Annotated in this window: 21 protein-coding genes; 12 read left to right on the plus strand and 9 right to left on the minus strand. The window is 72.9% G+C overall.

Going from position 1 to position 24,986, the window contains the following annotated elements; translation table 11 throughout:
• Positions 1-3: 3 nt before the first annotated feature.
• The 4 genes from DEU31_RS07790 to DEU31_RS07805 form a co-directional block, all read right to left on the minus strand.
• Positions 4-477: a DUF1992 domain-containing protein gene (locus tag DEU31_RS07790; protein ID WP_133676695.1), complete on the minus strand. Its 474-nt coding sequence runs from the start codon at positions 475-477 to the stop codon at positions 4-6.
• Positions 478-521: 44 nt separating this feature from the next.
• Positions 522-974 (minus strand): SRPBCC family protein, encoded by a 453-nt coding sequence (locus DEU31_RS07795; RefSeq protein ID WP_133676696.1) that lies wholly within the window; start codon positions 972-974, stop codon positions 522-524.
• Positions 971-2,191, minus strand: coding sequence for a beta-propeller fold lactonase family protein (locus DEU31_RS07800; protein WP_010549955.1), 1,221 nt, complete (start codon positions 2,189-2,191; stop codon positions 971-973). The genes DEU31_RS07795 and DEU31_RS07800 overlap by 4 nt, the downstream gene beginning before the upstream one ends.
• A gap of 93 nt (positions 2,192-2,284) precedes the next feature.
• On the minus strand, positions 2,285-3,325 hold the full coding sequence (locus tag DEU31_RS07805; RefSeq protein WP_133676697.1) for a GNAT family N-acetyltransferase: 1,041 nt from the start codon (positions 3,323-3,325) through the stop codon (positions 2,285-2,287).
• Between the two features lie 145 nt (positions 3,326-3,470).
• On the opposite strand from DEU31_RS07805, the gene DEU31_RS07810 reads away from it, so the two are divergent.
• A complete protein-coding gene (locus tag DEU31_RS07810; protein ID WP_010549953.1) occupies positions 3,471-4,544 on the plus strand; it encodes a MerR family transcriptional regulator in 1,074 nt (357 codons plus the stop codon).
• Between the two features lie 7 nt (positions 4,545-4,551).
• On the opposite strand, the gene DEU31_RS07815 is transcribed toward DEU31_RS07810, so the two are convergent.
• Both DEU31_RS07815 and DEU31_RS07820 read right to left on the minus strand, forming a co-directional pair.
• Positions 4,552-5,049, minus strand: coding sequence for a DUF1648 domain-containing protein (locus DEU31_RS07815; RefSeq protein ID WP_243733775.1), 498 nt, complete (start codon positions 5,047-5,049; stop codon positions 4,552-4,554).
• A gap of 8 nt (positions 5,050-5,057) precedes the next feature.
• A complete protein-coding gene (locus tag DEU31_RS07820; protein WP_133676699.1) occupies positions 5,058-6,230 on the minus strand; it encodes an AAA family ATPase in 1,173 nt (390 codons plus the stop codon).
• Positions 6,231-6,761: 531 nt separating this feature from the next.
• Here DEU31_RS07820 and DEU31_RS07825 point away from each other — a divergent pair.
• On the plus strand, positions 6,762-8,441 hold the full coding sequence (locus DEU31_RS07825; RefSeq protein ID WP_133676700.1) for an HNH endonuclease signature motif containing protein: 1,680 nt from the start codon (positions 6,762-6,764) through the stop codon (positions 8,439-8,441).
• Here DEU31_RS07825 and DEU31_RS07830 read toward each other — a convergent pair.
• The gene (locus DEU31_RS07830) at positions 8,392-9,012 is read right to left on the minus strand and encodes an isochorismatase family protein (protein WP_133676701.1); all 621 of its coding nucleotides are present in this window, start codon (positions 9,010-9,012) and stop codon (positions 8,392-8,394) included. The genes DEU31_RS07825 and DEU31_RS07830 overlap by 50 nt on opposite strands.
• A gap of 71 nt (positions 9,013-9,083) precedes the next feature.
• On the opposite strand from DEU31_RS07830, the gene DEU31_RS07835 reads away from it, so the two are divergent.
• Together DEU31_RS07835 and DEU31_RS07840 are read left to right on the plus strand one after the other, a co-directional pair.
• Entirely contained in the window at positions 9,084-11,138 is a 2,055-nt protein-coding gene (locus DEU31_RS07835) for an NADPH-dependent 2,4-dienoyl-CoA reductase (RefSeq protein ID WP_133676702.1), read from the plus strand.
• 32 nt (positions 11,139-11,170) lie between these two features.
• Positions 11,171-11,647 carry a nucleoside deaminase gene (locus DEU31_RS07840; RefSeq protein ID WP_010549947.1) on the plus strand — a complete coding sequence of 159 codons (477 nt, stop codon included), beginning with the start codon at positions 11,171-11,173 and terminating at the stop codon, positions 11,645-11,647.
• Here the strand turns inward: DEU31_RS07840 and DEU31_RS07845 are convergent.
• Entirely contained in the window at positions 11,641-13,515 is a 1,875-nt protein-coding gene (locus tag DEU31_RS07845; RefSeq protein WP_133676703.1) for a penicillin-binding transpeptidase domain-containing protein, read from the minus strand. The two genes, DEU31_RS07840 and DEU31_RS07845, sit on opposite strands and share 7 nt — an antisense overlap.
• A 29-nt stretch (positions 13,516-13,544) precedes the next feature.
• Here DEU31_RS07845 and DEU31_RS07850 point away from each other — a divergent pair, with 29 nt between their 5' ends.
• From DEU31_RS07850 to DEU31_RS07885, 8 genes are all read left to right on the plus strand, one after another.
• A complete protein-coding gene (locus tag DEU31_RS07850) occupies positions 13,545-14,456 on the plus strand; it encodes a PfkB family carbohydrate kinase (protein ID WP_133676704.1) in 912 nt (303 codons plus the stop codon).
• Positions 14,457-14,493: 37 nt separating this feature from the next.
• Positions 14,494-14,982 (plus strand): glutathione peroxidase, encoded by a 489-nt coding sequence (locus tag DEU31_RS07855; protein ID WP_133676705.1) that lies wholly within the window; start codon positions 14,494-14,496, stop codon positions 14,980-14,982.
• A gap of 46 nt (positions 14,983-15,028) precedes the next feature.
• Complete coding sequence (locus tag DEU31_RS07860) at positions 15,029-16,174, plus strand: SPFH domain-containing protein (RefSeq protein ID WP_010549943.1); 1,146 nt, start codon at positions 15,029-15,031, stop codon at positions 16,172-16,174.
• An 80-nt stretch (positions 16,175-16,254) separates the two neighbouring features.
• The gene (locus tag DEU31_RS07865; RefSeq protein ID WP_010549942.1) at positions 16,255-17,316 is read left to right on the plus strand and encodes a hypothetical protein; all 1,062 of its coding nucleotides are present in this window, start codon (positions 16,255-16,257) and stop codon (positions 17,314-17,316) included.
• Positions 17,317-17,334: 18 nt separating this feature from the next.
• Positions 17,335-17,811, plus strand: a complete 477-nt coding sequence (locus tag DEU31_RS07870) for a hypothetical protein (protein ID WP_010549941.1) — start codon at positions 17,335-17,337, stop codon at positions 17,809-17,811.
• A gap of 4 nt (positions 17,812-17,815) precedes the next feature.
• The gene (locus DEU31_RS07875) at positions 17,816-20,494 is read left to right on the plus strand and encodes a PD-(D/E)XK nuclease family protein (protein ID WP_133676706.1); all 2,679 of its coding nucleotides are present in this window, start codon (positions 17,816-17,818) and stop codon (positions 20,492-20,494) included.
• On the plus strand, positions 20,491-23,724 hold the full coding sequence (locus tag DEU31_RS07880) for a UvrD-helicase domain-containing protein (protein WP_133676707.1): 3,234 nt from the start codon (positions 20,491-20,493) through the stop codon (positions 23,722-23,724). Before DEU31_RS07875 ends, DEU31_RS07880 begins: the two co-directional genes overlap by 4 nt.
• The gene (locus tag DEU31_RS07885; RefSeq protein ID WP_010549938.1) at positions 23,714-24,349 is read left to right on the plus strand and encodes a nucleoside/nucleotide kinase family protein; all 636 of its coding nucleotides are present in this window, start codon (positions 23,714-23,716) and stop codon (positions 24,347-24,349) included. The genes DEU31_RS07880 and DEU31_RS07885 overlap by 11 nt, the downstream gene beginning before the upstream one ends.
• On the opposite strand, the gene DEU31_RS07890 is transcribed toward DEU31_RS07885, so the two are convergent.
• Positions 24,333-24,833 carry an FBP domain-containing protein gene (locus DEU31_RS07890; RefSeq protein WP_133676708.1) on the minus strand — a complete coding sequence of 167 codons (501 nt, stop codon included), beginning with the start codon at positions 24,831-24,833 and terminating at the stop codon, positions 24,333-24,335. The two genes, DEU31_RS07885 and DEU31_RS07890, sit on opposite strands and share 17 nt — an antisense overlap.
• Positions 24,834-24,986: the final 153 nt, after the last annotated feature.

The raw sequence follows: 24,986 nt of genomic DNA on the forward strand, positions 1-24,986 counted from the left end.
AGCTCACCCCCGTCGGCCGAAGGGCCACCACCGCCGGCGCCGGGCCGGCGGCGCGGCATCCGGCGGGGAGGGGGCCGACGGCACGGCGGGACCCGCTGCCCGCACCTCCTGCCAGCGCGCGACCGCGTCGTCCCCGTCCCACGCCGGCGCGAGCATCTTCTGGAAGGGGTTCGCGCGCCGGTCCTCGTGGACGCGCTCGGTGAAGTCCGCGGCGTACTCGCGCACGGCCTTCTCGTCGGGCAGCGCGGCGAGGGTCTCGTCGCGGCGCTCGTACTCCTTGCGCAGCAGCACCACGACGGGCAGCAGCGCCTCGGAGTCGATGTCGCCGCTCGCGATGCGCTGGTTCACCCACCAGTCGGGGTCATGGGTGTCCGGCAGGTCCAGGGGCTTCCCGGCGCCGGGCAGGTCGTCGAAGTCGCCGCGCCGCGCGGCCGCCTCGATCGCCGACTCGATGCGGGCCACGTCCGGGTCCATCATCGGCCCGAGGCTCCTCGGGTCGACGGGCGGCTCCGACGGCGTGCTCACGAGCCCTCGGCGAGCTCCGCGAGGCGGTCGATCGAGGCCATGAGCTTCTCCGGCGTCATCTGCCGCGCCTTCGCGAGACGCGCCTCCTGCGAGGCGGGCAGGTCGGAGAAGTCGTAGACGTGGGTGACCAGGGTGCGTCCGTCCTCGAGCGGCTCGAGGACCCAGCCCCACTGGTGGCCCGCCGGCTGCTCCCCGTGGGGCGCGGGGCGCCAGGCGATCTCGCGACCCTCGACGAAGGCGACGACGTGGTTGTCGCGCACTCCGCCGTTGCGGTTGGTCATGACGAACACGTCGCCGACTGCGCGGACCCGCTGGCCGGCCTCGGCGCCTGCGAGGTTGTCGTTGCCGTCCCAGCGCGGCTGCTCGGCCGGGTCGGCGATGAGGTCGAAGAGGGCGGCGGCGGGGGCGGCGATCTCGCGGGAGGCCGTCACGACGGCGTGGGCGTTCATGGCTCCATCGTGCCATCACGCGGGGCGGTGTCGTCGAAGACGTCGATCGACCCGGCATAGTTCGCGACCCACACCCGGCCGTGGGTGGGCTCGTAGGTGATGCCGATCGGGTTCTGGCCCACCTCGACGGTCTGGATCTCCTCGAGCGTCTCGGCATCGAACTTCGTCACCGTGTTCGCGTAGTAGTTCACGACGTACAGGGCGAGCCCGTCGGGCGAGATCGCCATGGTGCGCGGCTCCCGGCCGGTGGCGACCTCGCGCAGCACCTCGCCGGTGGCGGTGTCGAGCTCGAGCAGCCGATCGTCCCCGGACTCGGTGAGGTACATGCGGGACGCGTCCGGGGAGAGCACCAGGTGGCGGGGCTTGCGGCCGGTCTCGAGCACGAGCTCGCTCTCGCCGGTCTCGAGGTCCACGCGATACAGCTCGTCGGCGTACATCGCGGTGACATAGGCGGTGCGGTTGTCGGGCAGCACCACGGAGCCGCGCGGCGCGGAGTCGACGGGGATCTGCCGGATCTCCTCGCCCTTGTCGAGGTCGACGACGGAGACGCTCGAGTCGCACCAGTTCGAGACCAGCGCGACGGAGCCGTCGGACGAGAGGGAGATGAACTTCGGGACCCGCCCCACCTCGATGACCTGGTCCCATTCCTTCGTCTCGAGGTCGAGGCGGTAGACGGCGCTGTTCCCGATCGCATCGCCGGCGGCGCAGTCGTCGGTCGCGGTCTCCCCCGCCCCGGGTCCCTTGAGCGAGTACTGGGAGACGTAGGCGAACCTCCCGTCGGGCGAGAACACCGCCTCGACCGGCGCGCCCGTCGTCTCCCCGGCCCTGTCCGGGAACCCGAACTCGGCGAGGTCCACGGTGTCGCGGACGGTCGCGGCGAGCTCGAGGCTGCTCGCGTCGTACAGCGTCGAGGTGTGGTTGTACATCATGTTGTTCGCGATGACGTCCCCGGCCGGGCTCGCGACCACGGACTTCGGGGAGATGTCCCCGGTGATCCGGTCGCGGTGCACGAGCCGGGTCGTGTTCGAGGGGTCGCCGATCGGATCGTGCACGGCCGCCTCGGCGGGAGAGGCGGCGTCATCGGGACGCAGCATCGAGGTGCCGAGCCCCGTGACGGCACCGCCGGCGAGCACGAGCGAGAGGATCGCCATCGCCACGGTGAACTGGTGCGAGCTGCGGCCGCGGCTCGGCGGCTTCCTGCGATGCTTCGCCTCCACGGCTCCCCCTGACCGCTCTGCCCGATTCCTCAGGCATGAACCTACGGGGCGGAGCAGGGTGATGGGGTCAGGCGCGCTCGGCAGGCGTGTCGCTCAGCCCGTCCGCCTGCCCTGCATCACGACCTCGTGGAAGAGCAGCTCATACCCGAGCTTCTCGTTGACCTGGATCATCCACGGGTTCACGTGCGAGTTCCAGGTGACCAGCGAGCGCAGCTGCGGGGCGCGCTCGGCGAGCTGGCGGTGGGTGGCGACCTTGAGCCCGAGGCCCAGCCGGTGCCCGCGATGCTCGGGCATGACCAGGGTGTTCTCCTGATAGCCGAGCGTGCTGCCGGGCGCCTCGTGCACGTGCACCTCGGAGTTGCCGACGAACTCGCCGTCCGGCGCGACAGCCACCGCGAGGATCCGGATCGTGCCCGCCTCGCGCATCCGCCGCTCGCTCACGCGGATCCGCTCGGGGGTGTACTCGGCGGGCTCGTGCTCGACCTCCTCGTCGGGCTCGTCGATCTCGAGCTGGGTGAGCAGCCGGCCGTAGGCGCTCAGGTGCTCCTCGGGGATCTCCCCGACCCACTGCTCGATCCGGTACTCGCCGCGCTTCTGCGCCGACTCGACCTCGAGCGCGTCGAGCCGGGCGGGGTCCAGCGGCAGCCGCAGCGCCCGGCACACAGCGAGGTTCTTGCGGCTCACGCCGAGCCGGGCAGCGATCCGGTGCACGGGGTGGGCGGGATCCTCCGGGTCGACGCCCGCCTCGATCTCGCCGTACGCCTCGACGAGCCTGCGGCCGGACTGCGCGATCGCGGGCAGCAGCGCCTCCTCGACCAGCGCGGTCGCGATGCCCTGCCCCCGGTGCGCGGGATGCACGGCGACGCCGACGGAGATCGACTCGAGGTTCTCCTGCTGCGGCGTGAAGGTCATCGCGCGGCCGACGAGCATCTCCCCGCCCTCGAGCGTCTCGGCGAGCGCGATCCAGCGCCGCACCGACCAGTACGGGGTGTCCTCGAGGCCGGCGCGCAGCTGCGCGAGGCTCTCCTCCTGATGACCGCCGTAGACATGGTCGTCCAGCGCCTGCTCGAGGGCGCGGTACTGCTCGAGCTCCAGGTCGGAGGAGGCGTCCAGGGGACGGATCGTCAGCTGCATGCGCGCAGTCCACCACGGCGCGGGACCACCGGTCGACGAAATATCCTCGTGCCTCCTTGACCCTCCCCTCGGGGCAGGGCCCAGCGTGGTCCGCGCCGGGACGGACCCGGTGCCCGAGACCGGGCGAGGCACGACGGAGGAACGCATGGACGAGAGCCTGCTGAGCATCGGGGAGCTGGCCGCGCGCAGCGGCCTGAGCCCCAAGGCACTGCGGCTGTACGACGAGTCGGGGCTGCTGGTGCCGCGCCGCGTCGACCCCTCGACCGGCTACCGCTCCTACGGGACCGACCAGGTGGGCCGTGCCCGCCTGATCGCGGCCCTGCGGGGACTGGGGATGGGGCTCGCCCGGATCCGAGTGCTGTGCGACCTGGACGGCGCGGCCGCCGCGACGGAGCTGCGCTCCTGGTGGCGGCAGGAGGAGGCCGACGCCCTCTCCCGCGCCACCGCCGTCCGCGACCTCGCCTCGTCGCTCGGGCAGCACCCCACGGAGGACGCCATGACCACCACGACCACCCCTGCCCGCAGCGCCTCGGCGCTGCACATCGGCCTCGAGCGCACCGCCCAGGAGGACGCGGTGCTGGTCCGGGACCTGCCTGTCGGGCGCTCGCTGCTCGCCGCGGCCGACGGCTTCGGCGGCGCCGGCGACCTCGCCGCGCGGATGCTCGCAGCGTTCGCCGACGCGCTCGAACGGGCGCTCGCCGCCCAGTCGGCCGCCCCGCTGCATGCCCTCGAGACCGCCTGGACCGCCGCCGAGGCGCTGGTGCCGACACAGGGCGAGTCCGGCTCGACCCTCACCGCCGCCGTGCTCGACGGGGACCGGCTCCACATCGCCCACCTCGGCGACACGCGCGCGATGCTCGTCCGCGCGGGACGGCTCGAGCACGTCACGCAGGACCACACCCACGTGCGCTCCCTGCTCGAGGCGGGCCGCCTCTCCCCTGAGGAGGCCGCCTCCCATCCGGACCGACGCGTGCTGAACCGGGCTCTCGCCGCGGGCGCCCCGTCGGCCCCGGACCTGCTGGTGCGGCGGCTGGAGCCCGGCGACCTGGTGCTCGTGGGCTCGGACGGGCTGCACGCCGTGGTCGACCCGTCGGCCCTCGCCGAATCGCTCACCGCCGCCGAGGCGGAGGATCTCGACGCCCTGGCCGCGCACCTGATCGACCTCGCGCTCGCCGCCGGCGGCCCCGACAACGTGGGCGTGGCACTGGCTCGGGTGTGAACCGGCCTCAGCGCGCCGCGCGCACCACGCGAACGATGCCGAGGACCACCGCACCGACCATCACCACGAGACCGGTGACGAGCAGCGCGGCCCCTCCGGACCCGAGCAGCGAGCACGAGATCCCGGCGTAGACGCCCTGCATCCCGAGCCCCGTCCAGACCATCAGCCGCTCCCCCTCGCGGTAGACGGCCTGGGCGGTGCGCTCGGTGGTCTCGAGCGGATAGTTGAACCAGCGCGGGCGGGTCGACAGCGCCGCCGTTCCCAGCGAGAGCAGCAGCATGACCGCGGCCAGCACCAGCACGGACCAGCGCGGGCCCCAGTCGTCAGCCTGCCCGCCGGCGTCGAAGTGGATCGCGACCGTGCCCGGGAGGGACGAGTAGCGCACCAGGATCCACGCCGTGACGCCCAGCGCCGCGATCACCGTGAACCACCGCAGCGCCCTCGTGACCGGACCGGTGGCATAGGTACGGGCGGGGCGCCGGGGCGTGCTGGGAATCGTGCTCATGGTGTCCGTCACCGAGCGTTCGTCCGGGCCCGGTGCGAGCGCCGCACCCCGCGATCGGGTTCGATGTCCGAGCCCACCCCCTCGCGCTCCTCGTGGCGCAGCGCCTCGTCGAGATAGGGCAGCGAGTACTCGACGAAGCCGCGCCCGGCAGGACGGATCAGGTCGTCCTCGATGAGGCGTTCGCGGTAGGTGGACTGGTTGCGCGGGTCGATGCCCATGCGTCGGGCGATGTCTCCGACGGCCGACGGGCCCTCGTCCTCGAGCATCGCCAGCAGGTACTCGCGCTTGCGGGCGCTGAGGCCGCGCAGCGCCGGGCCGTGGACGTTCTTGATCATCGCCGCGACGACGGTGTCCCGCGCCCCGCGGACGTCCTCGACCTCGATCACCTCGGCGTCGCCGCTGTTCTGCCAGGCCTTGGAGCCGATGAGCTGGATCAGGTAGGGGTAGCCGCGGGAGATCTCTCCGGCGAGCACCGCGGCCTCCGGGGTGATCGACTTCGCGGTGTCGGCGACGGTCATCCGGATCGCCTCGGCGGCGGTGCCGACGTCGACGCTGCCCACTTCGAGGCGGTGCGCGCGGCGCAGGAAGGTGGTGCGCTCGTGGTCCAGCAGCGCATCGACCCCGGTGCGCACCCCGGCGGCGAGGAAGGCGACGGCGTGCCCGGAGCCGATGAGGTCCTGCACGTGCTGGGTCAGGGCGTGGAGCTGGTCGCGGTCGGCGGACTGCAGCTCGTCGAGGGTGATCAGCAGCCCGCCTCCCTCGGCCTCGGCGAGCGCGGCGAGACGGTCGAGCACGACGGTGAGCGGCTCCCCCTCTCCCTCGTAGCGGTGGACGATGTCGCGCTGGGCGGAGACGTTCATGACGCGCGCGGAGGTGAGGCGGGAGGTCTCCGCCTCGGGATCGATCTCGCGCAGCCGGGAGATGGCCTGGCCGCGCAGCTCCTCGAGCAGCGAGGTCGAGGAGGTGTGCATCCTGAGGTCGATCCAGCCCGCCTCCAGGGCGAGCTCGCGGAACTCGGTGAGCAGCACGGTCTTGCCGGCGCCGCGCTGGCCGGAGATGAGGATCGCCCGCGCCTCGGGAACGGTGCCGGCGAGCGCCGCGGCGAACTCGTCGATCGCGATGTCGCGGCCCGCGAGGATGATCGGCGTCAGGCCGAAGCCCGGGGTGAAGGGATTCGTCATGGAGCCATCGTGCCGTGTGTGTCGGTGTATGTACAGGGCGGCGCGGGGACGGGGCAGTGCGGACCCGCTCGGCAGCGCCCGGCTCGACGAGGCGGCCGACGGGAGCCGACAACTGTACGACGACTGACCGACGGAGCACTCCCCCGCATTCACAGAGATGGCCATTCCGCAATAGTCACTCCATCGATTCCCGAATAGCATTCAAGGCAACGCCCCGCGATCCATTTCCACCGCACCCCCACCAGGCCACCACCAGCCCGCCCGTGCGCCAGCCCATCAGCCCCACCCACCGCTCCACGCGCACCCGCACCACCAGCAGACACGCCCTACCACACAGGCCCGACAGTCGAGCCCGCCCATCCACACACCCACGCCTGCCACCCCGACCTCCCCTCCACACAACTAGGTTATCCACAGATTCATCCCGATTGCGCTCCAACTCTTCCCCGGTGGCACCTTCACGAATATTCTGGAGGTGTTACACGATGGAGCGATCCGGCATTCTCCCGGGCCGAGGAAGGAGGGGGCACGATGGGCGAGTTCGATCAGCCCGGCGACAGCGCGGCACAGCAGTCCGAGCAGGCCGCTGCGTCCTATCCCGCCCCTGTCCACCCTGCCTCGGCCTCGTCGCCATCGTCCGGCGCCCTCCTCCCACCCGCGACGGTCCCGGAGCTGCCCGCATGGCGTGCCCGCGCCCGTCGGCCGCTGACCACGGAGCGGATCCTCGAGGAGGTCGGCGAGGGGACTGTCGAGTCCGGGCGGGTGATGGCGCTGCACCGCACCGCGCTGACCCGTGCCCGGCTGTACGCCCATCACCTGCGGCTGCTGAAGACCTTCTTCCGTGAGGACCCGGAGGTGCAGGGCCGTCCCGAGGACGCGGACATGACCGCGCTGAAGGTCGCGGCCGGACTTCGCTGCACCTACAACCAGGCCTGGAGCCAGGTGCTCGATGCGCACCGGGCGGTCGAGATCATGCCGCTCACCTTCGAGTACCTGCGCCGCGGAGATCTCACCGAGGCGATGCATCAGATGCTCCTGCGGCGGGTGCGGCGACTGACCGACGAGCAGGCCGCCCAGGTCGACGCTCACATGGCGACGATCGAGCTGCCGTCCGTCTCCCTCGACACCTTCTCCCGGCACCTCCGACTCGCCATCGAGCTCGCGACCGCCGGCGCCCTGCCGACCCCGCCCTCGCAGAGCCGCGATGTGGAGATCGTCGACGTCGACTCCACCACCGGCACCGCCTCGCTGCTGGTCACCGGCCCGATCCTCGAGATCAAGGGGCTCGCCCACCGGCTCGACGTCGCCGCCCGCGACGTGCAGCGAGCCCAGCGCGCCGCCCTCGTGGACGGGACCGAGGGGCCGCTGCCCTTCGACCTCGACGGCGACCTCGCCGAGCGCGGCGCACCGCTCTCGCTGCGCACCCTGCGCTACGCGATCCTCGCCCACACCGTGCTGGACACCGCCCCGGTGCAGGAGACGGCCTCGCCGTACAAGCTCCTGGTCACGGTGCCGGTGATGACGCTGCTCGGACAGGACGACGCACCCGCCATGCTCGAGGGCACCACCCCTATCCCCGCCGAGCTCGCCCGGGACCTCGCGGCCGGGGAGAGCGTCTGGACCCGGATCCTCACCGATGCAGTCCGCGGCACGCATCTTCCCGTGCTGCCCGAGACCTACCGGCCCAGCGCCGCGATGCGGCTGCAGCTCCGATTGCGCCACCCCGTCTGCGCAGCGCCCGGCTGCACCCGCCCGACCGCGACCGCCGCGGAGGACGACCACATCCTCGAGTACGACCACGAGCACCCCGAGCGCGGCGGGCCCACCTCCCTGGCGAACCTTCACCGGCTGTGCTGGCAGCACCACCAGATGAAGACCGCCCGCCTGATCGATCCGACCCGCGAGCCGGTCGACGACAGCGCGCCCGCCCGGCCGCTCATCACGCACTGGACCCTGGGCGAGGACCTGCGCACCACCACCGAGGAGGCCACCGACCTGCTCACCCCGCACACGGTCAGGCTCCTCGAGCATGCCGCCGCCGAGCACGAGCGCCTCGCCGCCGAGGCCCGCAGCCTCCACGCCGAGGAGCAGGCCCGACCCCGCGCGGAACGCGTCGCCGAGGACCGACGGGCCGCTCTCGCGAAGGCCGCCGGCCGGAAGATCATCCCTCCCGGGAACCCGCCGCCGGATCTCGGCGATCCACCGTTCTGACCACCTCGACACCCGCCGCGGCCAGCTCCTCCTCGAGCTCCGCGACGCCCGAGGGATGCACAGCGGCCGTCATCTCCCGCAGCACCCGCACCGATGCGCCGGCCTCGCGCGAGCCGAGGGCCGTGGCGCGCACGCAGAAGTCGTAGGCGAGGCCCACCACGTCGATCTCGCAGCCGGGGACCAGCGCCTGCACCGACTCGCCCGTGCCGATCACGATCCCCTCGAGCACGCTGTACGACGGGACGCCGTGCCCCTTGTGCACGACCTCCACCCGGTCCTCCACCGCTGCGATCGCCGGATGCAGCGCCGCGCCCTCCGTGTCCGCGACGCAGTGCACGGGCCAGGTGTCCACGAAGTCCGGCGCGGCCGGCGGCACCGCGAAGTGCCCGCCGTTGTCGGTGTCCCCGCGGTGCCAGTCCTGGCTGGCGAGGATCCGGTCGTAGTCCCCGCCGTGCTCGCGCACGACCTCGGCGATCCGCTCCGCGACCGCGCCGCCGCCGTCGACGCCGAGCGCACCGCCCTCGCAGAAGTCGTTCTGGACATCGACGATGATCAGCAGGCGGGTCGTCATCGGGGGCTCCTCGCAGCAGTGTGGGACCGGTCCGTTCCAGCGTACGCAGGCGAGCTGGCAGAATCGCGGGCATGTCTTCTCCTCAGCACTCCGCAGCGTCGCGGTACCGATCCCTGCTCTCCCCGCTCGACCTCGGCCCCTTCGAGGTCCGCAACCGGATCGTCATGGGGTCGATGCACACGGGACTCGAGGACGACCCGTCGGACGCGAAGAAGCTCGCCGCCTATCTCGGCGAGCGCGCCCGCGGCGGCGTGGGGCTGATCGTCACCGGCGGCTTCTCCCCCGACCGCAGCGGCCGCCTCACCCCGCGCGGCTCCCAGGCCGACACCCGCACCCTGCGCGCCCACGAGATGATCACCCGCGAGGTCCACGAGGCCGACGGACGGATCGTCCTGCAGCTCCTCCACGCCGGCCGCTACGCCTTCCACCCGCTGTCCGCCTCGCCGAGCGGCGGGAAGTCGCCGCTGTCCCCGTTCCGCAGCCGACGCCTCACCCGGGGCGGGGTGCAGCGCACCATCGACCACTTCGCCGAGGCGGCCCGCCGCGCCGTCGACGCAGGCTACGACGGCGTCGAGATCATGGGCAGCGAGGGCTACCTGCTCAACCAGTTCCTCGCCCCGGCCACGAACCATCGCCGGGACCGCTGGGGCCGCACCTCCGAGGGCCGGCGCGCCGTGCCGCTCGCGATCACCGCCGCGGTGCGGGACGCGATCGGGGACGACGCACTGCTGAGCTACCGCATCTCCCTGCTGGACCTGGTGCCCGAGGGGCAGACCTGGACCGAGACCACCGCGCTCGCGCAGTCCCTGGTCCGCGCCGGGGTGGACGTGCTCTCCACGGGGATCGGCTGGCACGAGGCCCGAGTGCCCACCATCGTCACCTCCGTGCCGCGCGCCGCCTTCGCGGAGCAGACCCAGCACCTGCGCGAGCTGGTCGGCGTCCCCGTGGTCGCCTCGAACCGCATCCACGACCCGGACGTCGCCGAGCAGGTGCTCGCCTCCGGGCAGGCGGACCTGATCTCGATGGCGCGCCCGCTGCTGGCCGATCCGCAGCTGCCGAACAAGCTCGCGGACGGCCGCGCCGGACAGGTCGTCGCCTGCATCTCCTGCAACCAGGCCTGCCTGGACAAGGTGTTCGACGGGAAGCGGGCGAGCTGCCTGGTGAACCCGCGCGCCGCCCACGAGACCGAGCTGGTGCTGACGCCGGTGATCGAACGCCGCATCCGGAAGGTCGCCGTCGTCGGCGCGGGCCCGGCGGGGCTCGAGGCGGCGCTGGCCGCCGCCGAGCGCGGCCACATCGTCACCCTCTACGAGGCGACGGACGAGATCGGCGGGCAGCTGCGGCTCGCGGCACGGATCCCGGGCAAGGAGGACTACGCGCAGGCGCTGCAGTCCTGGCGGATGCGGCTGGCCGCGGCGGGCGTCGGGATCCGGCTCGGGATGCGGCCGACGGCGACCGAGCTGCAGGGCTTCCACGACGTCATCGTCGCCACCGGCGTCGCGCCGCGGGAGATCGCTCTGGAACGGAGCGGCGGGCCGGAGGTGATCAGCTACGCCGATCTGCTCGAGGGCCGTGCCGAGGCCGGCGAGAAGGTCGCGATCATCGGCGCGGGCGGGATCGGCGTGGACGTCGCCGAGTACCTCACCGCGCCGCGCCCCTCCCCCACGCTGGACGTCGGGCGCTGGCGGGAGCACTGGGGCGTGGTCGACGCCGACGAGAAGCGCGGCGGCGTGATCACCCGTCCGCGCGAGGAGGCGCGGCGCGAGGTCCACCTGCTGCAGCGCAAGGAGACGCGGATCGGCGCAGGGCTCGGCCGGACGACGGGCTGGGTGCACCGGGCGGAGCTGCGCCATGCCGGCGTGATCCAGCACCGCGGCGTGACCTACGAGCGGATCGACGAGGCGGGCCTGCACATCACCGAGGACGGCGAGGCGCGGGTGCTGGATGTCGACACGGTCGTGGTGTGCGCCGGGCAGGTCAGCGTGAACGCGCTGGCCGACGAGGTGATCGCCGAGCGGCGCGGCCGGGCGCCGCGGGTGCACGTGATCGGCGGGGCCGACGTCGCCGCGGAGCTCGACGCGGAGCGGGCGATCCGCCAGGCCGTGCAGGTCGCGGCGGGGCTGTAGTCTCGGCGGTCCCGGCCCCGAGGAGGCCCGCGATGGACCATCCCGATCCCACCGAGACCCTGCAGCGCACGATCGCCCTGGCCACCGCCAACGTCGCCGACGGCGGCGGTCCGTTCGGCGCCGTGGTGCGCCTGACGAGCGGGGAGCTGGTCGAGGGCGTGAACCGGGTGACCGCCACGAATGATCCCACCGCCCACGCCGAGGTCGCCGCGATCCGGGAGGCCTGTGCGCGCAGCGGATCGCCGGAGCTGCGTGGCGCGGTGCTGTACTCGAGCTGCGAGCCGTGCCCGATGTGCCTGTCCGCGGCGCTCTGGGCGCGGCTGGACCTCGTGGTGTTCGCCGCAGGCCGCGGGGACGCCGCTCGGGCCGGCTTCGACGACTCCGCCTTCTACGACTACTTCGCCCGGCCGGGCCGCCACGCCGTGCTCCCCGTCGAGCAGCACCGGCACGCGGACGCGGTCGCCCCGTTCGACGCGTGGCTCGCCCACGAGGGGCGCACCGCCTACTGACCCGCGAGCACCTCCCGGGCGATCGGACCAGCGGTGACGGAGCCGTAGCTGCCGTCCTCGACGAAGGCGGCGACGACCAGGTCGCCCTGGGCGACGATCACCCAGGAGTGCAGGGCGAGCTCGCCCTCCTCGTTCGTGTACTCGGCGGTGCCGGTCTTGCCGATCACCGGCTCCCCGGGCAGGTCCGCGAAATCGTCGAGGCTGCCGTCGGTGACCACGCCGCGCAGCATCTCCTGCATCTGCGCGGCCTCGTCCTCGGTGAGCGGGGTCGGGACCTCGGGGGCGGCCTGGTCCTCGTCGGCGAGGATCCGCGGGGTGACCGTGGAGCCGTTCTGCACCGAGGCGAGCACGGTCGCCATGGCGAGCGGGGAGGTGAGCACGCGGCCCTGGCCCATCATCGCCGCGGCGTGCTCGACGCCCTCGTCGGCCGGGTCGATCGAGCCCATGAAGGCGTCGAGCCCGGCCGGGGCCTCCTGGCCGATGCCGAGGGTGGTCGCGGCGTCGGCGAGCTCGGCCTGGGAGACGGTCTCGTGCTGCAGCAGCAGCGCGGTGTTGCAGGAGTGCGCGATCACCGAGCGCAGCGGCATGGTGCCGAACAGGGAGGGGTCCATGGAGTCGGCGTTCTTGAAGGAGCGTCCGGCGACCGAGGCGGTCTCGGGGCACTGCAGCTCGGTGTCGGGCGTGACGCCGGCGCGCAGCAGCGACAGCGCGGTGACGGTCTTGAAGGTCGAGCCGGGCGCGTACTGGCCCACGAGGCCGACGGGATAGGACTGGCCGGTCGGGCCGAGCGCCGCGGCGAGCACGTCGCCGGTGGAGGCGCTGAGCGCGATGACGGCCGACGGGGAGTCTTCGTCGGCGATCGCGGCGGTGGCGCGGCGCTGCAGGTCGTCGTCCAGGGTGGTGCGCACCGTGGTGCCGGCGACGGGAGCGACCTCGTGGAGCAGGCGCTCGTGCTCGCCGCCGGTGGCGACGATCTCGAGGCCGGAGGTGCCGAGGACCGCGTCCTGCTCCGCGGCGAGGACGCCGCCGGTCGCGACCTGGTCGCCGGCCTGGATCTCGCCGCCGGACTTCTCGACGTCCTCCGCGGTCGCCTCGCGCAGGGAGCCGAGCACGCCGGGGGCGTAGTCCCGCTCGACGGCGAGGGGGCGCTGCTCCTCGAGGGCGTGGAAGCCGGGGACCTGCCCGGCCTTGGCGAGGTCGTACTCCCCCTCGTCGCTGACGCGGATCGTAAGTGCGGGGACGAAGGCCTCCTCGCCGGCGCCGGCGACGCTCTCGGCGTAGCGGTCCGCGTCGGTGCCGAGCGCGGCGGCGAGGTCGCGGGCGGAGGAGTCGAGCTCGTCGGCGGAGAGCTGGGACTTGTCCAGGCCGAGGACCTTCACGTCGCGGGGGCCGTACAGCTGGGTGCCGTCGCGATCGGTGATGGTGCCGAGCTCGTCGTCGACGGAGCGCACGGCGAGCGTCTCGCCGTCCTCGAGCTCGGGGCCGAGGGCCGCGGGGGTGAGCTGCGGCGCCCAGCCGTCCTCGCCCTTCGTCAAGGTGGCGGTGGTGGTGTACTCCCAGGTCCCGGCGTCGTCCGGGAGGGTCCAGGTCCAGTCGTAGGTGGCGGTGCGGCTGTCGTCCTGGGCCTCGCCGGCATCGGCGAGGGTGACCTCGGGGGTCGCTCCCGCGTCGCGGAGGGCGCCGAGCACCTCGGCGTCGAGGTCGGAGCCGCCCTCGGCGAGGGTGCCGGCGAGCTGCTCGGCGGCGTCCGTGCCGTCGTCGGCGGTGGAGCGCCAGAAGGCGATGCCGCCCAGCGCGAGGGCGATGACAGCCAGCGCGGCGATCACGATGATGACGGGGGTGCGGCGGCGGGCGGAAGCGGGGGCCATCGGGCCATGCTCCCACCTACACTCGGGCCATGTCCCGTGTGCTCCACACCGCCCAGGCCCTCGTCGACGTGATCCTGGAGGTCGACGCGCTGCCCGCGCGCGGCGGGAACACCAACGCCCGCACCGAAAGGCGCTACGCCGGCGGGGCCGTGACCACGCTGCTCGCTGCGGCGCGCACCGGGGCGGAGGCGGTCCACGGGGGCGCGCACGGCACCGGCCCGAACGGAGACCTGATCCGCGAGGTGCTGGGGGCCGACGGGGTCGCGGTCTCGGACGTCCCGCGCGAGGACGCCGACACCGGGTACTGCGTGGTGCTGCTGGAGCCGTCAGCCGAGCGGACCTTCCTCACCGTGTACGGGGCGGAGCGGGACGTGACCGCGGAGTCGTTCGCGCGGCTGGCGCCCCGGCCCGGGGACCTCGTGTGCGTCTCCGGATACAGCCTGTTCGAACCGACCCGGGAACCGCTGCTGGAGTTCCTCGAGGGGCTCGAGGAGGGCGTCGACGTGGTGCTGGACCCGGGCGACCCCTTCGCCTCCTTCCCCCGCGCGCTGCAGGACCGGATGCTCGCACTCACCACGGTGTGGACCTCCAACGCGGACGAGGCGCGGGCGCTGACCGACCTCGACCACCTCGAGGACACCCCGCAGGCGATCCGGCGGCGGCTGCGGCCGGGCGCCGTCGTCGTGGTGCGCGACGGGGAGCGGGGATGCCACGTCTTCCATCACGGGCGCGGCACCGAGATCCCCGCCTTCCCGCAGACGCCGGTGGACACCAACGGCGCCGGCGACACCCACACCGGGGTGCTGCTCGCGGAGCGCGCGCTCGGCGCGGACTGGGAGTCCGCGGCGACCCGCGCCAACGCCGCCGCGGCGATCGCGGTGACGCGGCGCGGGCCGCAGAGCGCCCCCTCGCGCGCAGAGGTGGACGAGTTCCTCTCCTGACCTACGATGGCGTAAGGACGGCCTCGGGAAGGAGATCATGGACGACCGCACCTTCCACGACTTCTCGGCGACGAGCATCGACGGCGAGCCGGTGGACCTCGGCGGGTTCCGCGGCGGCCCGGTGCTGGTGGTCAACACCGCCACCCAGTGCGCCTTCACCCCGCAGCTGCGGGGCCTGCAGGAGCTGCACGAGCGCTTCTCCCCGCACGGCTTCAGCGTGCTGGGGTTCCCCTCGGACCAGTTCCACCAGGACCCCGGCAGCGACGAGGACACCCGGGAGACCTGCACCTCCCAGTTCTCGGTGACCTTCCCGCTGTTCGCGAAGACCGACGTGAACGGGCCCGACGCCCCGCCGATGTGGCGCTGGCTGTGCGCGCAGAGACCGGGGGTGATGGGCGGGAGGATCGCCTGGAACTTCACCAAGTTCCTCGTCTCCGCCGACGGGCACGTGGTGCGCCGCTTCGCCCCGCCGGTGCCGCCCGTCCGCATCGCCCGCAGGATCGAGGCGGAGCTGTCCCTCCGGTGAGTTGGTAGCGTGTCCCACACGTTCCTCCCACTCGAAAGGGGTCCCTGTGGAAGGCCTCGTCATCACCATCGTCGTGCTCGTCGTGATTCTCGTCGTGCTCGCGATCCTCGCCGCGCTGCTGTTCGGCGGCCTGCGCACCTCTCTGATGTTCACGGTGCACACGCAGGAGGCGATCATCGTCGAGCGCTTCGGGAAGTTCCGCCGCGTCGCGCAAGCGGGCCTGAACTTCAAGACGCCGTTCATCGACAGCACCACCAAGCCGGTCTCGCTGCGCGTCCAGCAGCTCGAGGTCAACATCGAGTCCAAGACCAAGGACAACGTCTTCGTGACGGTGCCCGTCGCGGTCCAGTACCGCATCCGCGAGGAACAGGTCGTCGACGCGTACTACAAGCTGTCCAACCCCGAGGCGCAGATCCGCTCGTACGTCTTCGACACCGTCCGCTCGGCGCTGTCGGGCCTCGAGCTGGACGCGGCCTTCGAGTCGAAGGACGACATCGCCCGCAGCGTCGAGAACACCCTCTCGGCCCGCATGCAGGAGTTCGGCTTCAACATCATCAACACCCTGGTCCAGGACATCTCCCCGGACTCGCGGGTGCGCGACTCGATGAACTCCATCAACGCCGCCCAGCGCGACCGGGTCGCCGCCCAGTCCCTCGCCGAGGCGGACAAGATCAAGCGCGTCACCCAGGCCGAGGCCGAGGCCGAGTCCAAGCGCCTCCAGGGCGAGGGCGTCGCCGCCCAGCGCAAGGCGATCGCGCTGGGCATCGCGGAGCAGTACGAGATGCTGCGCAAGGTCGGCATCGAGAACTCCGCCGAGCAGCTGCTGCTGATGACGCAGTACTTCGACACCATGCAGGACGTGGCCCGCAACGGCCGCTCCAACGTGCTCTACCTGCCCAGCAACCCCGGCTCCGTCGGCTCCATGGGCGAGGAGATCCGCTCGGCGATGCTGCAGTCGCAGGCCGCGGCCGAGGCGAGCCAGAACGCTGACGCCGCGGATTCCGTCCAGCGCCAGCGCGCCTCCGCCGAGCAGCAGCGCCAGCGCGAGGAGGCCCGCGCCCAGCGGGCCCGCCAGGAGGCCGAGCAGAAGGCGCGCGAGGCGCAGCGGCAGGCCCAGCAGCAGGTGCCGGACGGCTACCCCGGCGGCGACGTGCCGCCGTGGGCGCACCCCGGCAGCGCGAACCAGGGCTGAGCCCGAGCCTCGCCGAAGGTCGTACGCGGTCGATACCGCAGACCGATCATGCCCCCGCCACGATGCGATGTGGTGGGGGCATGAGCATTCCCGAGGAGCGCACCGACCCCGCCCCCGCCGACTACTCCACCGAGAAGCGCCTGGCCCGCACCGCCGGGGTGACGCTCGCATGGTGGGCGCACGGCGGGGTGCGGCTCGCCCTCGCGCTGGTGCTGATGTACTACGGCGCCGCGAAGCTGGTGTTCGGCCAGTTCGGGTTCTCCGATGCGGGAGACGCCCTGATCGCCCACGGGGAGATGAGCCCGATGGGGCTGCTGTGGCGGATGGTCGCCTTCTCCCCCGTCTTCCAGTTCCTCTCCGGCCTCGCCGAGTTCGGGGCCGGGCTCGCGCTGCTGTGGCGGCGCACGGTCGTGCTCGGCGCGCTGATCGGCGCGGCCTCGATGAGCTTCGTGCTGGTGCTGAACATCGGCTACGACGTGATGGTCAAGACCCCGTCGGCCGTGTACATCGCGATGTCGCTGCTGGTGCTCATCCCGTGGATGCCGCGCCTGTGGCGCGCGGTGCTGGGGCGCGGGGAGATCGGCGAGGCGCCGCGGCCGCGTCTGGTGCCGTGGCGGCCGGCGGAGCGGGTCGGGGCGGTGGCCGGGCCGGTCGCCGCCGCGGTGATCGCGGGCCTGGTGCTGTGGGGCGTGACGACGATGTACCCGCCGCGGAGCGTGGACGAGTCGGCGCCGGCCGGGGTGTGGGCCGTCGCCGGGGACACCGCTCAGCCTGCCGCGCAGCTCTCCGAGGACACGCGCTGGAGCCGACTCGCGCTCGGCTCGATCTCCTACGGCGGGGCCGCGCAGGCGCAGCTGCGCACGGCCGACGGGACGCTGCGCGCCGGCTCCTGGACCCGCGGCGAGGACGGCACGATCGAGCTGACGCTGAAGGACCTGCGAGAGGAGGGGCAGCCCGTGCAGGAGTACCTCGAGGACGAGGGCGAGACGCTCACACTGACCGTCGAGCAGCAGGCCGATGGGACGCTGCACGTCACCGGCGAGGGGCAGGACCTGGTGCTCGCGCCCGATCCCTCCGGCGAGGTGCTCCACGAGCGTGGCTTCTCCTGGGGGATCCGGCCGGACGATCCGTTCAACCGGTGAGCGGCCTATGCTCCGGCCATGGAGCCGACGCCGCACCGCCGCCTGGCCCTCGCGGGCCTGGTGCTGTGGGGCGTGCTCGCGGGCCTCGCCGCGGCAGGGGTGCTGCTGCTGATCGCGATGCTGATGCTCCTGATCCCGTCGATCATGTCGGGGCCGACGGACGACGGCGTCGACGGCCCGCTGCTCCTCGGGGTCCGGGCGATCGGGGTGATCGCGGTCGTGGTGTGGGCCGGGGCGGCGGTGTGCGACCTGGTCATGCTCCCGGGGATGGTCCGACGTGTGCGCCGGCCCAGTCGGTCCGCGGCGGTGTTCGCGCTCGTGGCGATCGCGACCGGGACGGTGCTGCCGGTGCTGGTGCTGCCGGTCCTGCTGCTCGGCCCCGAGGCGGCGGGGGCGCTGGGGGCGCTCGGGCTGCTGCTGCCGGTCCCGCTCGCGGCCCGCGTCGGCGCGGTGTGGGAGATGCGGCGGGAACGTCAGGCCTCTCGCCTACTGTGAGGTCATGCGTATCGAGTTCGGCTGGTCCCTGGACGGTGCGGCCTGGGCCGACGGCGGCGGGGCCGCGGGCATCGCGCGGCTCGGCCCGCGCGGCCTGGTGCAGCTGCTGCAGGGACGGCTGGGGCTGACGCGGCCCGCGGTCGAGCCGGCGGTGCGGGTGGCGCAGTATGCACGCCGGATCGCCGAGGCGGATCATCCCTGGCTCCGCGCGTCCTTCTCCGTGGACCCCTGGACGACGGCCTCGACCGTCCTGGCCTGGAGGGACGCGGCCATCACCGCGGGCGCTCGACTGGAGGCGACTGACGCCGCCCCGGAGCGGATCACGGCGCTGTGCACTGTCGAGGCGGCGGCGCCCGACCTCGCCGCGGGGGCGGCCGACGATCTGCGCGAGCTTGTGGATGTCCTCTCCGAAGAGGTGACCTGGCCTCTTGGCATCGAGTCGTTGTGCTGTCACGAAGACCCGGGATCGCTGCCAGGGCTGTGGCCGCGACTGTTCGAGCTGCTCGAGACCGCCGGAGTCACGATGGAGCATGCAGCGGCCGGGGAGCAGGGACGGCCCAAACTGGTCCTCGTCGAGGCGGAGGACGAGTGGACCGCGGCGGAGACTGCCGCCCGAATGCTAGCGGGCCGCGAAGGATCGCCGCTGCAGGTCCTCGCCGGGGCCGACACCGTGCTCCTCGACCAGGAGCTGCACCGGAGGGGACTTCCTGCCCTCGGAGTCGCGGACTCCGCCGCCGACCGCACTGCCCTGCAGATCCTGCCGCTCTTCCTCTCCCTCGCCGTCGCACCCGTCGACGTGCAGCAGCTCGCCGCCTTCCTCGATCTGCGCGTGATGGACGCGCCCGAGGGCGGACGGGAGCAGGTGGGTCTGATCCCCGCGCGAGCACGCAGCGTGCTGCTGGACGCGCTCGCGCAGGAGCCGGGGACCGGCGGGACCGCCTGGCAGGAGGCGATGGCCGGGCTCGAGGCCGACGGCGAGATCTCCGAGAGCGGCCTGGAGATGCTCCGTGCGCTCTCCGCGCTCGTCACCGCTCCGATCGCCCCCGAGGAGCTCACCCCGGCCCGCGTGCGGGAGGTGACCGCGCCGCTCGGGAAGCGCCTGCGCGCACTGGGACAGGGAGATCCCTCCCTGAGCCGGGCGTCGACCCACCTGCAGGTGCTGCTCGAGGTGCTGGAGGAGCTCGATCCCGGCACAGTGCTCCGTGAGCGGGCTCTCGCCCAGATGGTCGAGTCCGCGGGCGGACGTGCCGGCTCCCCCTTCGCCCGCCCCGAGGCGACCACCCGCTGGCGCATCAGCTCCCGACCCGCTCAGCTGCTGCCCGTCGGCGGGGATGTTCTGTGGTGGGGAGCGGACCGCGATGACGCTTCCACCGGGGTGACCTGGGACGCCGCCGAGGTCGAGGCGCTGAACGGGCTCGGGGCTCGGCTCCTGCCGCCCGCCCAGCTCGCAGCCCTCGACACCGATGCCGGGCTGCGCGGGCTGCACGGCGCCGAGCGGATCATCGTCATCCGCACCCGGCGCCGCGCCGAGAAGCCGACCGCCCCGCACGCCCTGCTCGCGCACCTCGCCGCAGGACGCGCCGCCCCCGGGCAGGGCGTCGAGGACGTGCTCGAGAGCATCCGGCTCTCCCCCGAGGCGACGCTCCGGACGGACGGCTTCGCGCTGGCCGGAGCTCGGCGAGGGGTCAAGGTCCCGAGGCCGTCGCGGATCGCCCCGCTGCCGACGGACCTCGCCAAGGAGGTGGAGCCCGCACGGCACCTGCTGCCCCCGCGGCTCTCCTACAGCCAGGCCGAGGACCTGCTGGGATGCCGGCAGAAGTGGACGTACAAGAACGGGCTGCAGATCCGGGCAGCCTCGGTCGCCACCGTCCCGACCGGGAACCGGATGATCGGCACGCTCGTCCACGCCGTCGTCGAGCAGCTCGTCGGCAGCGGTGACCGGCGTCCGTCGGCCGACCGGATCCGGCAGGAGATCGAGACGCAGGTGCCGCGGCTGGCCTCGGAGCTGCTGCTGCCCGGACGCGAGGTCGAGCTCGCCGACGTGCGGGAGCGGACGGTGCGCTCGCTGGCGACGTTCTTCGACCGCCTCGGCGCGGCCGGTCTGGTGATCACCTCGGTGGAGTCCCGCTTCGAGGAGCCTCTCGTCCTGCATCTGCAGCAGGGGGACGTCACGGTGCCCTTCGTCGGCTACCGGGACGTGGAGGCGGAGGACGCGGAGGGTCGCCCCACTGTGATCGACCTGAAGTGGACCTACGCCGCCCGCAAGTACCCCGAGCTCTTCGAGGCCGGTGAGGCCCTCCAGCTCGCCGCCTACGCGCACGCGCTGCATGAGGAGGGGACGGATGTGGGGTACTTCCTGCTCTCGCAGGGCGAGTTCGTCTCCGCGAACCCTGCCCTGGACCCCCACGGCCGTCCCGTCCTGGACATCGAGGACCTCTGGTCGCGGGGCACCGCCGGGATGGCCGAGGCCCTGGACGAGATCGGCTCAGGCCGTGTCGATGCGCGCAGCGGGCAGATCCTGCTCGATGCGGACCAGGACCTCTCCACTCCGCGGTCGGCGGCGAAGAAGACCTACGCGAGCGCGCGCGAGGCGGCCCGTTCCCAGGGCTCGCTCGTCGTCGACGCCCGGTGCGACTACTGCGAGTTCTCGCTGCTGTGCGGGATGAGAGGCGACGACTCATGAGCTTCACCCTGATCAACGCCTCGGCCGGATCGGGCAAGACCTTTGCGCTCACCCAGCGCCTGGCGGATCTGATCGCCGAGGGGCTCGACCCGTCGGAGGTCATCGCGACCACCTTCACCGTGAAGGCTGCTGAGGAGCTGACCGCCCGGGTCCGCTCGACGTTGCTGGATCGGGCGCTCGTGGAGGAGGCTCGCGGGATCGACTCCGCCGTGATCGGCACCGTCAACTCCGTGGCCGGTCGGATCGTGAAGGACTACGCGATGGACGCTGGGATCTCCCCCGACGTCGATGTCCTCGACGACACGACGCAGAAGGCCGCGTTCTCCGCCGCGATCGCCCGCACTGCCGCCGTACGCGGCGAGGAGAACAGCGACCTCCTCGCCCGGACCGAGCACGACGGCGACGAGGAGGACACGAGCCACCGTCCCCGCCCCTCCTGGCGCGGCCAGGTGCGGATCCTCGCGAACGCCGCCCGCACCAATCTTCTTGGCGCCGAGGCGCTGCGCACCGCGATCGAGACGTCCTGGCAGGAGTACTGCGACAGCGCCGGCCTGCCGGAGCAGGGGCCGGACGAGCGTTCACGCTGGCTGCATCTGCTGGATGCCCGGATCCAGGAGCTCGCCGCCGACCTCGACGCCTCCCGCACTCCCGACGGGGAGCCGATCCCGGGCGGTCCGATCGCGAAGAGGAGCCTGAACAGGACGGCGGAGGACCTCGAGGCCCTGCGCCGCTCGCGCCGCATCCTCGCCGATCTCGACCGGGCGCCGTGGTCGGAGTGGATGAGGATCGCCGCGGGCTCGTTCGGTGCCGTCGCCAAGCGCACCCTCGCCCCGCTGAGCGAGGAGATCGCCGAGTCCTTCACCGCGTGCGGCGCCTGGCAGCAGGACGTGCACGACCTCATCGCCCTGGTCCTCGACACCGCTGCGGAGTCCCTGGACGCCTACGAGCTGTACAAGCGGGACCTGGGCCTGATCGACTTCATCGACCAGGAGGTGCGGGCGCTCCGCCTGCTGCAGGAGTCCCCGCGCGTGCAGAAGTCGGTCGCCTCCCGCTTCCGGCTGCTCGCGGTGGATGAGTTCCAGGACACCTCCCCCGTGCAGCTCGCCCTCTTCCTCGAGCTGTCGCAGCTGGTCGAGGACAAGATCTGGGTGGGCGATCCGAAGCAGGCGATCTACGGCTTCCGCGACGCCGACCCGCGGCTGATGCAGAAGATCATCGCGGCGCTCGGCCGTGGGGACACCGTGTTCGGCACGGGACGGATCCGGAATCTCACTCACTCCTGGCGCTCGAAGGAACGGTTGGTGGAGCTCACCAATGCCGTGTTCACGCGGGTGTTCGACCCTGAGGGGACCGGCGAGGAGCAGATCACCCTCGCGATCCCCGAGCAGCGACGGGCGAAGGCCGAGGGCGGCGTGCTCGAGGTGTGGCAGGCGACCAAGGACGACAACCGGGTGGTCTCCGCCGAGAAGCATGCCGCGATGATCGGCGAGCAGATCCGGGAGCGGATCGACGAGGGTGCCTTCACCCCCGGCAGCACGGCGGTGCTGGTGCGGACCAACACGCAGAAGCAGGCCGTGGTCGCGGCGCTGCAGGACCGTGGCGTGCCGACCGCCGGCGCGGCCCACTCCCTGCTCTCCACCCGGGAGGCGCAGCTGGTCCGTGCCGCGCTCGCGGTGACCCTCGATGCCTCCGACACCCTCGCGCTCACCGAGCTCGTGACGCTGCTCGAGGACCACCGGGCGCACAGCACCTGGTTCGAGGAGCTCATGTCCGCTCCGGACCGGGAGACCCGACGCGGTGTGTATGCGCGCTGGTGGGAGGACCGCACCCTCGCCGGTCTCCACGCGGTGCGCCGGGCCTGCATCGCCTACACGCCCGGGGAGATGATCAGCGCGCTCATCGACGCCCTCGACCTGCCGCAGCGGATCAAGCGCTGGAGCGGGCAGGGCTCCCGACTCCGTTCACTCGACGCACTGCGGGCGCTCGCCCGGGAGACGACGAATCGCCGCCGCGCCGAGGGCTCCCCCATCACGCTCACCGGGCTCCGTGCGGAGCTCGACGCGTGGGAGGACGGACCCGACCTGTCCGGTCTGCCCGACGCGGTGTGGGTGGGGACGATCCACGCTGCCAAGGGCCTCGAGTGGGAGCACGTGGTCACGCACCTGACCAGGGACGCGAAGGAGTGGGACCAGACCTGGGGCGTGCTCGTGCGCTCCCCCGACGAGGTCGACGTGACGGCCCCGCTCGCCGGCCGTGATCTGCTGTTCTGGCCGAAGCTGAAGGTCCCGTCGGAGACGGCCGATCATCTCGCCGAGTCTGACTTCGCGCTTCGGAGGGCCTCCTCGGAGGCCGACGAGGCCGGGCGGCTCCAGTACGTCGCCCTCACCCGGGCGGCGAGCACCTCGGTGCTCGCGATCGGTGGCCCTCGCAGCGCGCTGGACGCCCTGATCGAGGGGGACGCGCCGCTGGTGAGCTGGGACGACGAGGCGATCCACGTCGACGGAGCGTCAGATCCCCTCCCGGCCCGCATCACGCGGGTGAACGTCGATGACCTGATGAGGCAGGACGTGAGGTCCCTGCCGTCCGTCGCTGATCCGCTCTCGGCGACCGACATACCGCTCCGGCCGGAGCACGAGAGCGCCGCTCAGCTCGCCGCCCGCTTCCAGGCCTCCGGAGTGGGCTCCGAGGGCGTCGCCGGGACGGTCTCGGAGCCGCGACGGATCGGGCGGCGCCTCGTCACCGGCGGCGGCCCGCAGTGGGAGCGCGTCGGCGAGGCGATCCACGCCTATCTCGCGATGCCGCTCGCGCACCTCGATGACGCGCAGCGCCGGGCGGCCGCGGCGCGGCTCGTCGAGCGGTGGGCGGTCGCCCGGGCCGTCGAGCCGTCGGTGCTGATCGAGGCGGGCGAGGCCTGGGCAGGGTTCCTCGCCGCGGAGCTGCCCGGCGCGGAGGAGCTCACCGAGCAGCCGATCACCTGGTGGAACGAGGACGACCAGGTGATGGAGGGCTGGATCGACACGCTGCTGCGCCTGCCGGACGGGCAGGTGGTGCTGGTGGACCACAAGAGCTACCCCGGGGACCACCCGGTGGAGCACGTGCGGGAGAAGTACCTCGGGCAGATGGCGGCGTACTCGCAGGCCCTCGCGGCGGCCGGGCTCGCGCCCTCGCGGGTGCTGATCCATCTGCCGCTGCGCGGGGAGATCGTGGAGGTGGAGCTCGGTGAGCGCTGAGGTCGAGGCCGCGCTGACGCTCGTCGACGAGGCGCTGCGCTCGGGATCCCGGCGGCTGCTGGGGATCGCGGGCGCGCCCGGGGCGGGGAAGTCGACGCTCGCCGAGCGGCTCGTCGAGGCGCTCGGCGAGCGGGCGGTGCTCGTGCCGATGGACGGGTTCCATCTGGCCGATGCGGCGCTCGAGCGGCTGGGACGGCTCACGCGGAAGGGCGCCCCGGACACCTTCGACGCCGGCGGCTACGTGGCGCTGCTGCAGCGGCTGCGCACCCAGCGTCCGGGCGACGCTCCGGTGTGGGTGCCGATGTTCGAGCGGGAGCTCGAGCAGCCGCTCGCCGGGGCGATCGAGGTGCGCGCCGAGGTGCCGCTGGTGATCACCGAGGGGAACTACCTGCTGCTCGAGGACGGGCCGTTCGCGCAGGTCCGCGCGATGCTGGATGCCTGCTGGTTCGTCGAGGTGCCGGAGGAGCTGCGGCACGAGCGCCTGATCGCCCGGCACGAGCGCTTCGGGAAGTCGCCGCAGGCGGCGCGGGACTGGGCGCTCGGACCGGACGAGGACAACGCCCGCCTGGTCGCGGGCACCCGCGACCGGGCGGACGTCGTGGTGGGGGTCAGCTCCGCTCGATGACCGTGCGCACGAACGCGGTCGAGCGCTCCTGCAGGCCGGCGATCTTCTGCTCGCGGTGATACGCCAGCAGCGCCGGGTCCTCGGAGCGGACCTCGAAGGAGCTCGGCTCGCGGCGCACGTTGCGCGAGCAGCGGAAGTCCGCGCAGATGGCGGTGCCAACGGTGTTGCCGCGTCGGCCGGACGCGCCGGCGAGCGGGGCGACGAAGCTCGCCGCGTGCACGCCGTCGACGATGTCCTCGCACCATGCGCACAGCATCTTCTTCGCCGGCGGGTTCTCCGGGCCGCGCAGCAGCAGCACCGCCACCTCCTCGTCGAGCTCGAGGGCGACGTAGTGATGGCGCGGCTTCTTCGCGTCCTGCCAACCGAAGTAGTCGAGGCGGGAGAAGTCGACCTGGTCGAGGTCGGGGATCATCGCGCGCTTCGCCTCGCCCTTGGAGGCGTTGACGAAGGCGTCGCGGAGCTGGGATTCGGTGAGGGTGTTCATGCGGTGTCCTCGCAGAGGGCACGCTCCCGCATCGGGGCGTGCTGAAGTCGGGGGTGGTCGTCACGGCGCGCTCGAGGGCGCGCGGGCTCAGACCGAGCAGGCCGCTCGGGCCGCCTCGCTCCCTGCATGCGCGGTGGGCATGCCGACTCCTCT

Source organism: Brachybacterium sp. AG952 (genome assembly GCF_004362645.1).
In the GTDB taxonomy this organism is placed as follows: Bacteria; Actinomycetota; Actinomycetes; order Actinomycetales; family Dermabacteraceae; genus Brachybacterium; species Brachybacterium conglomeratum.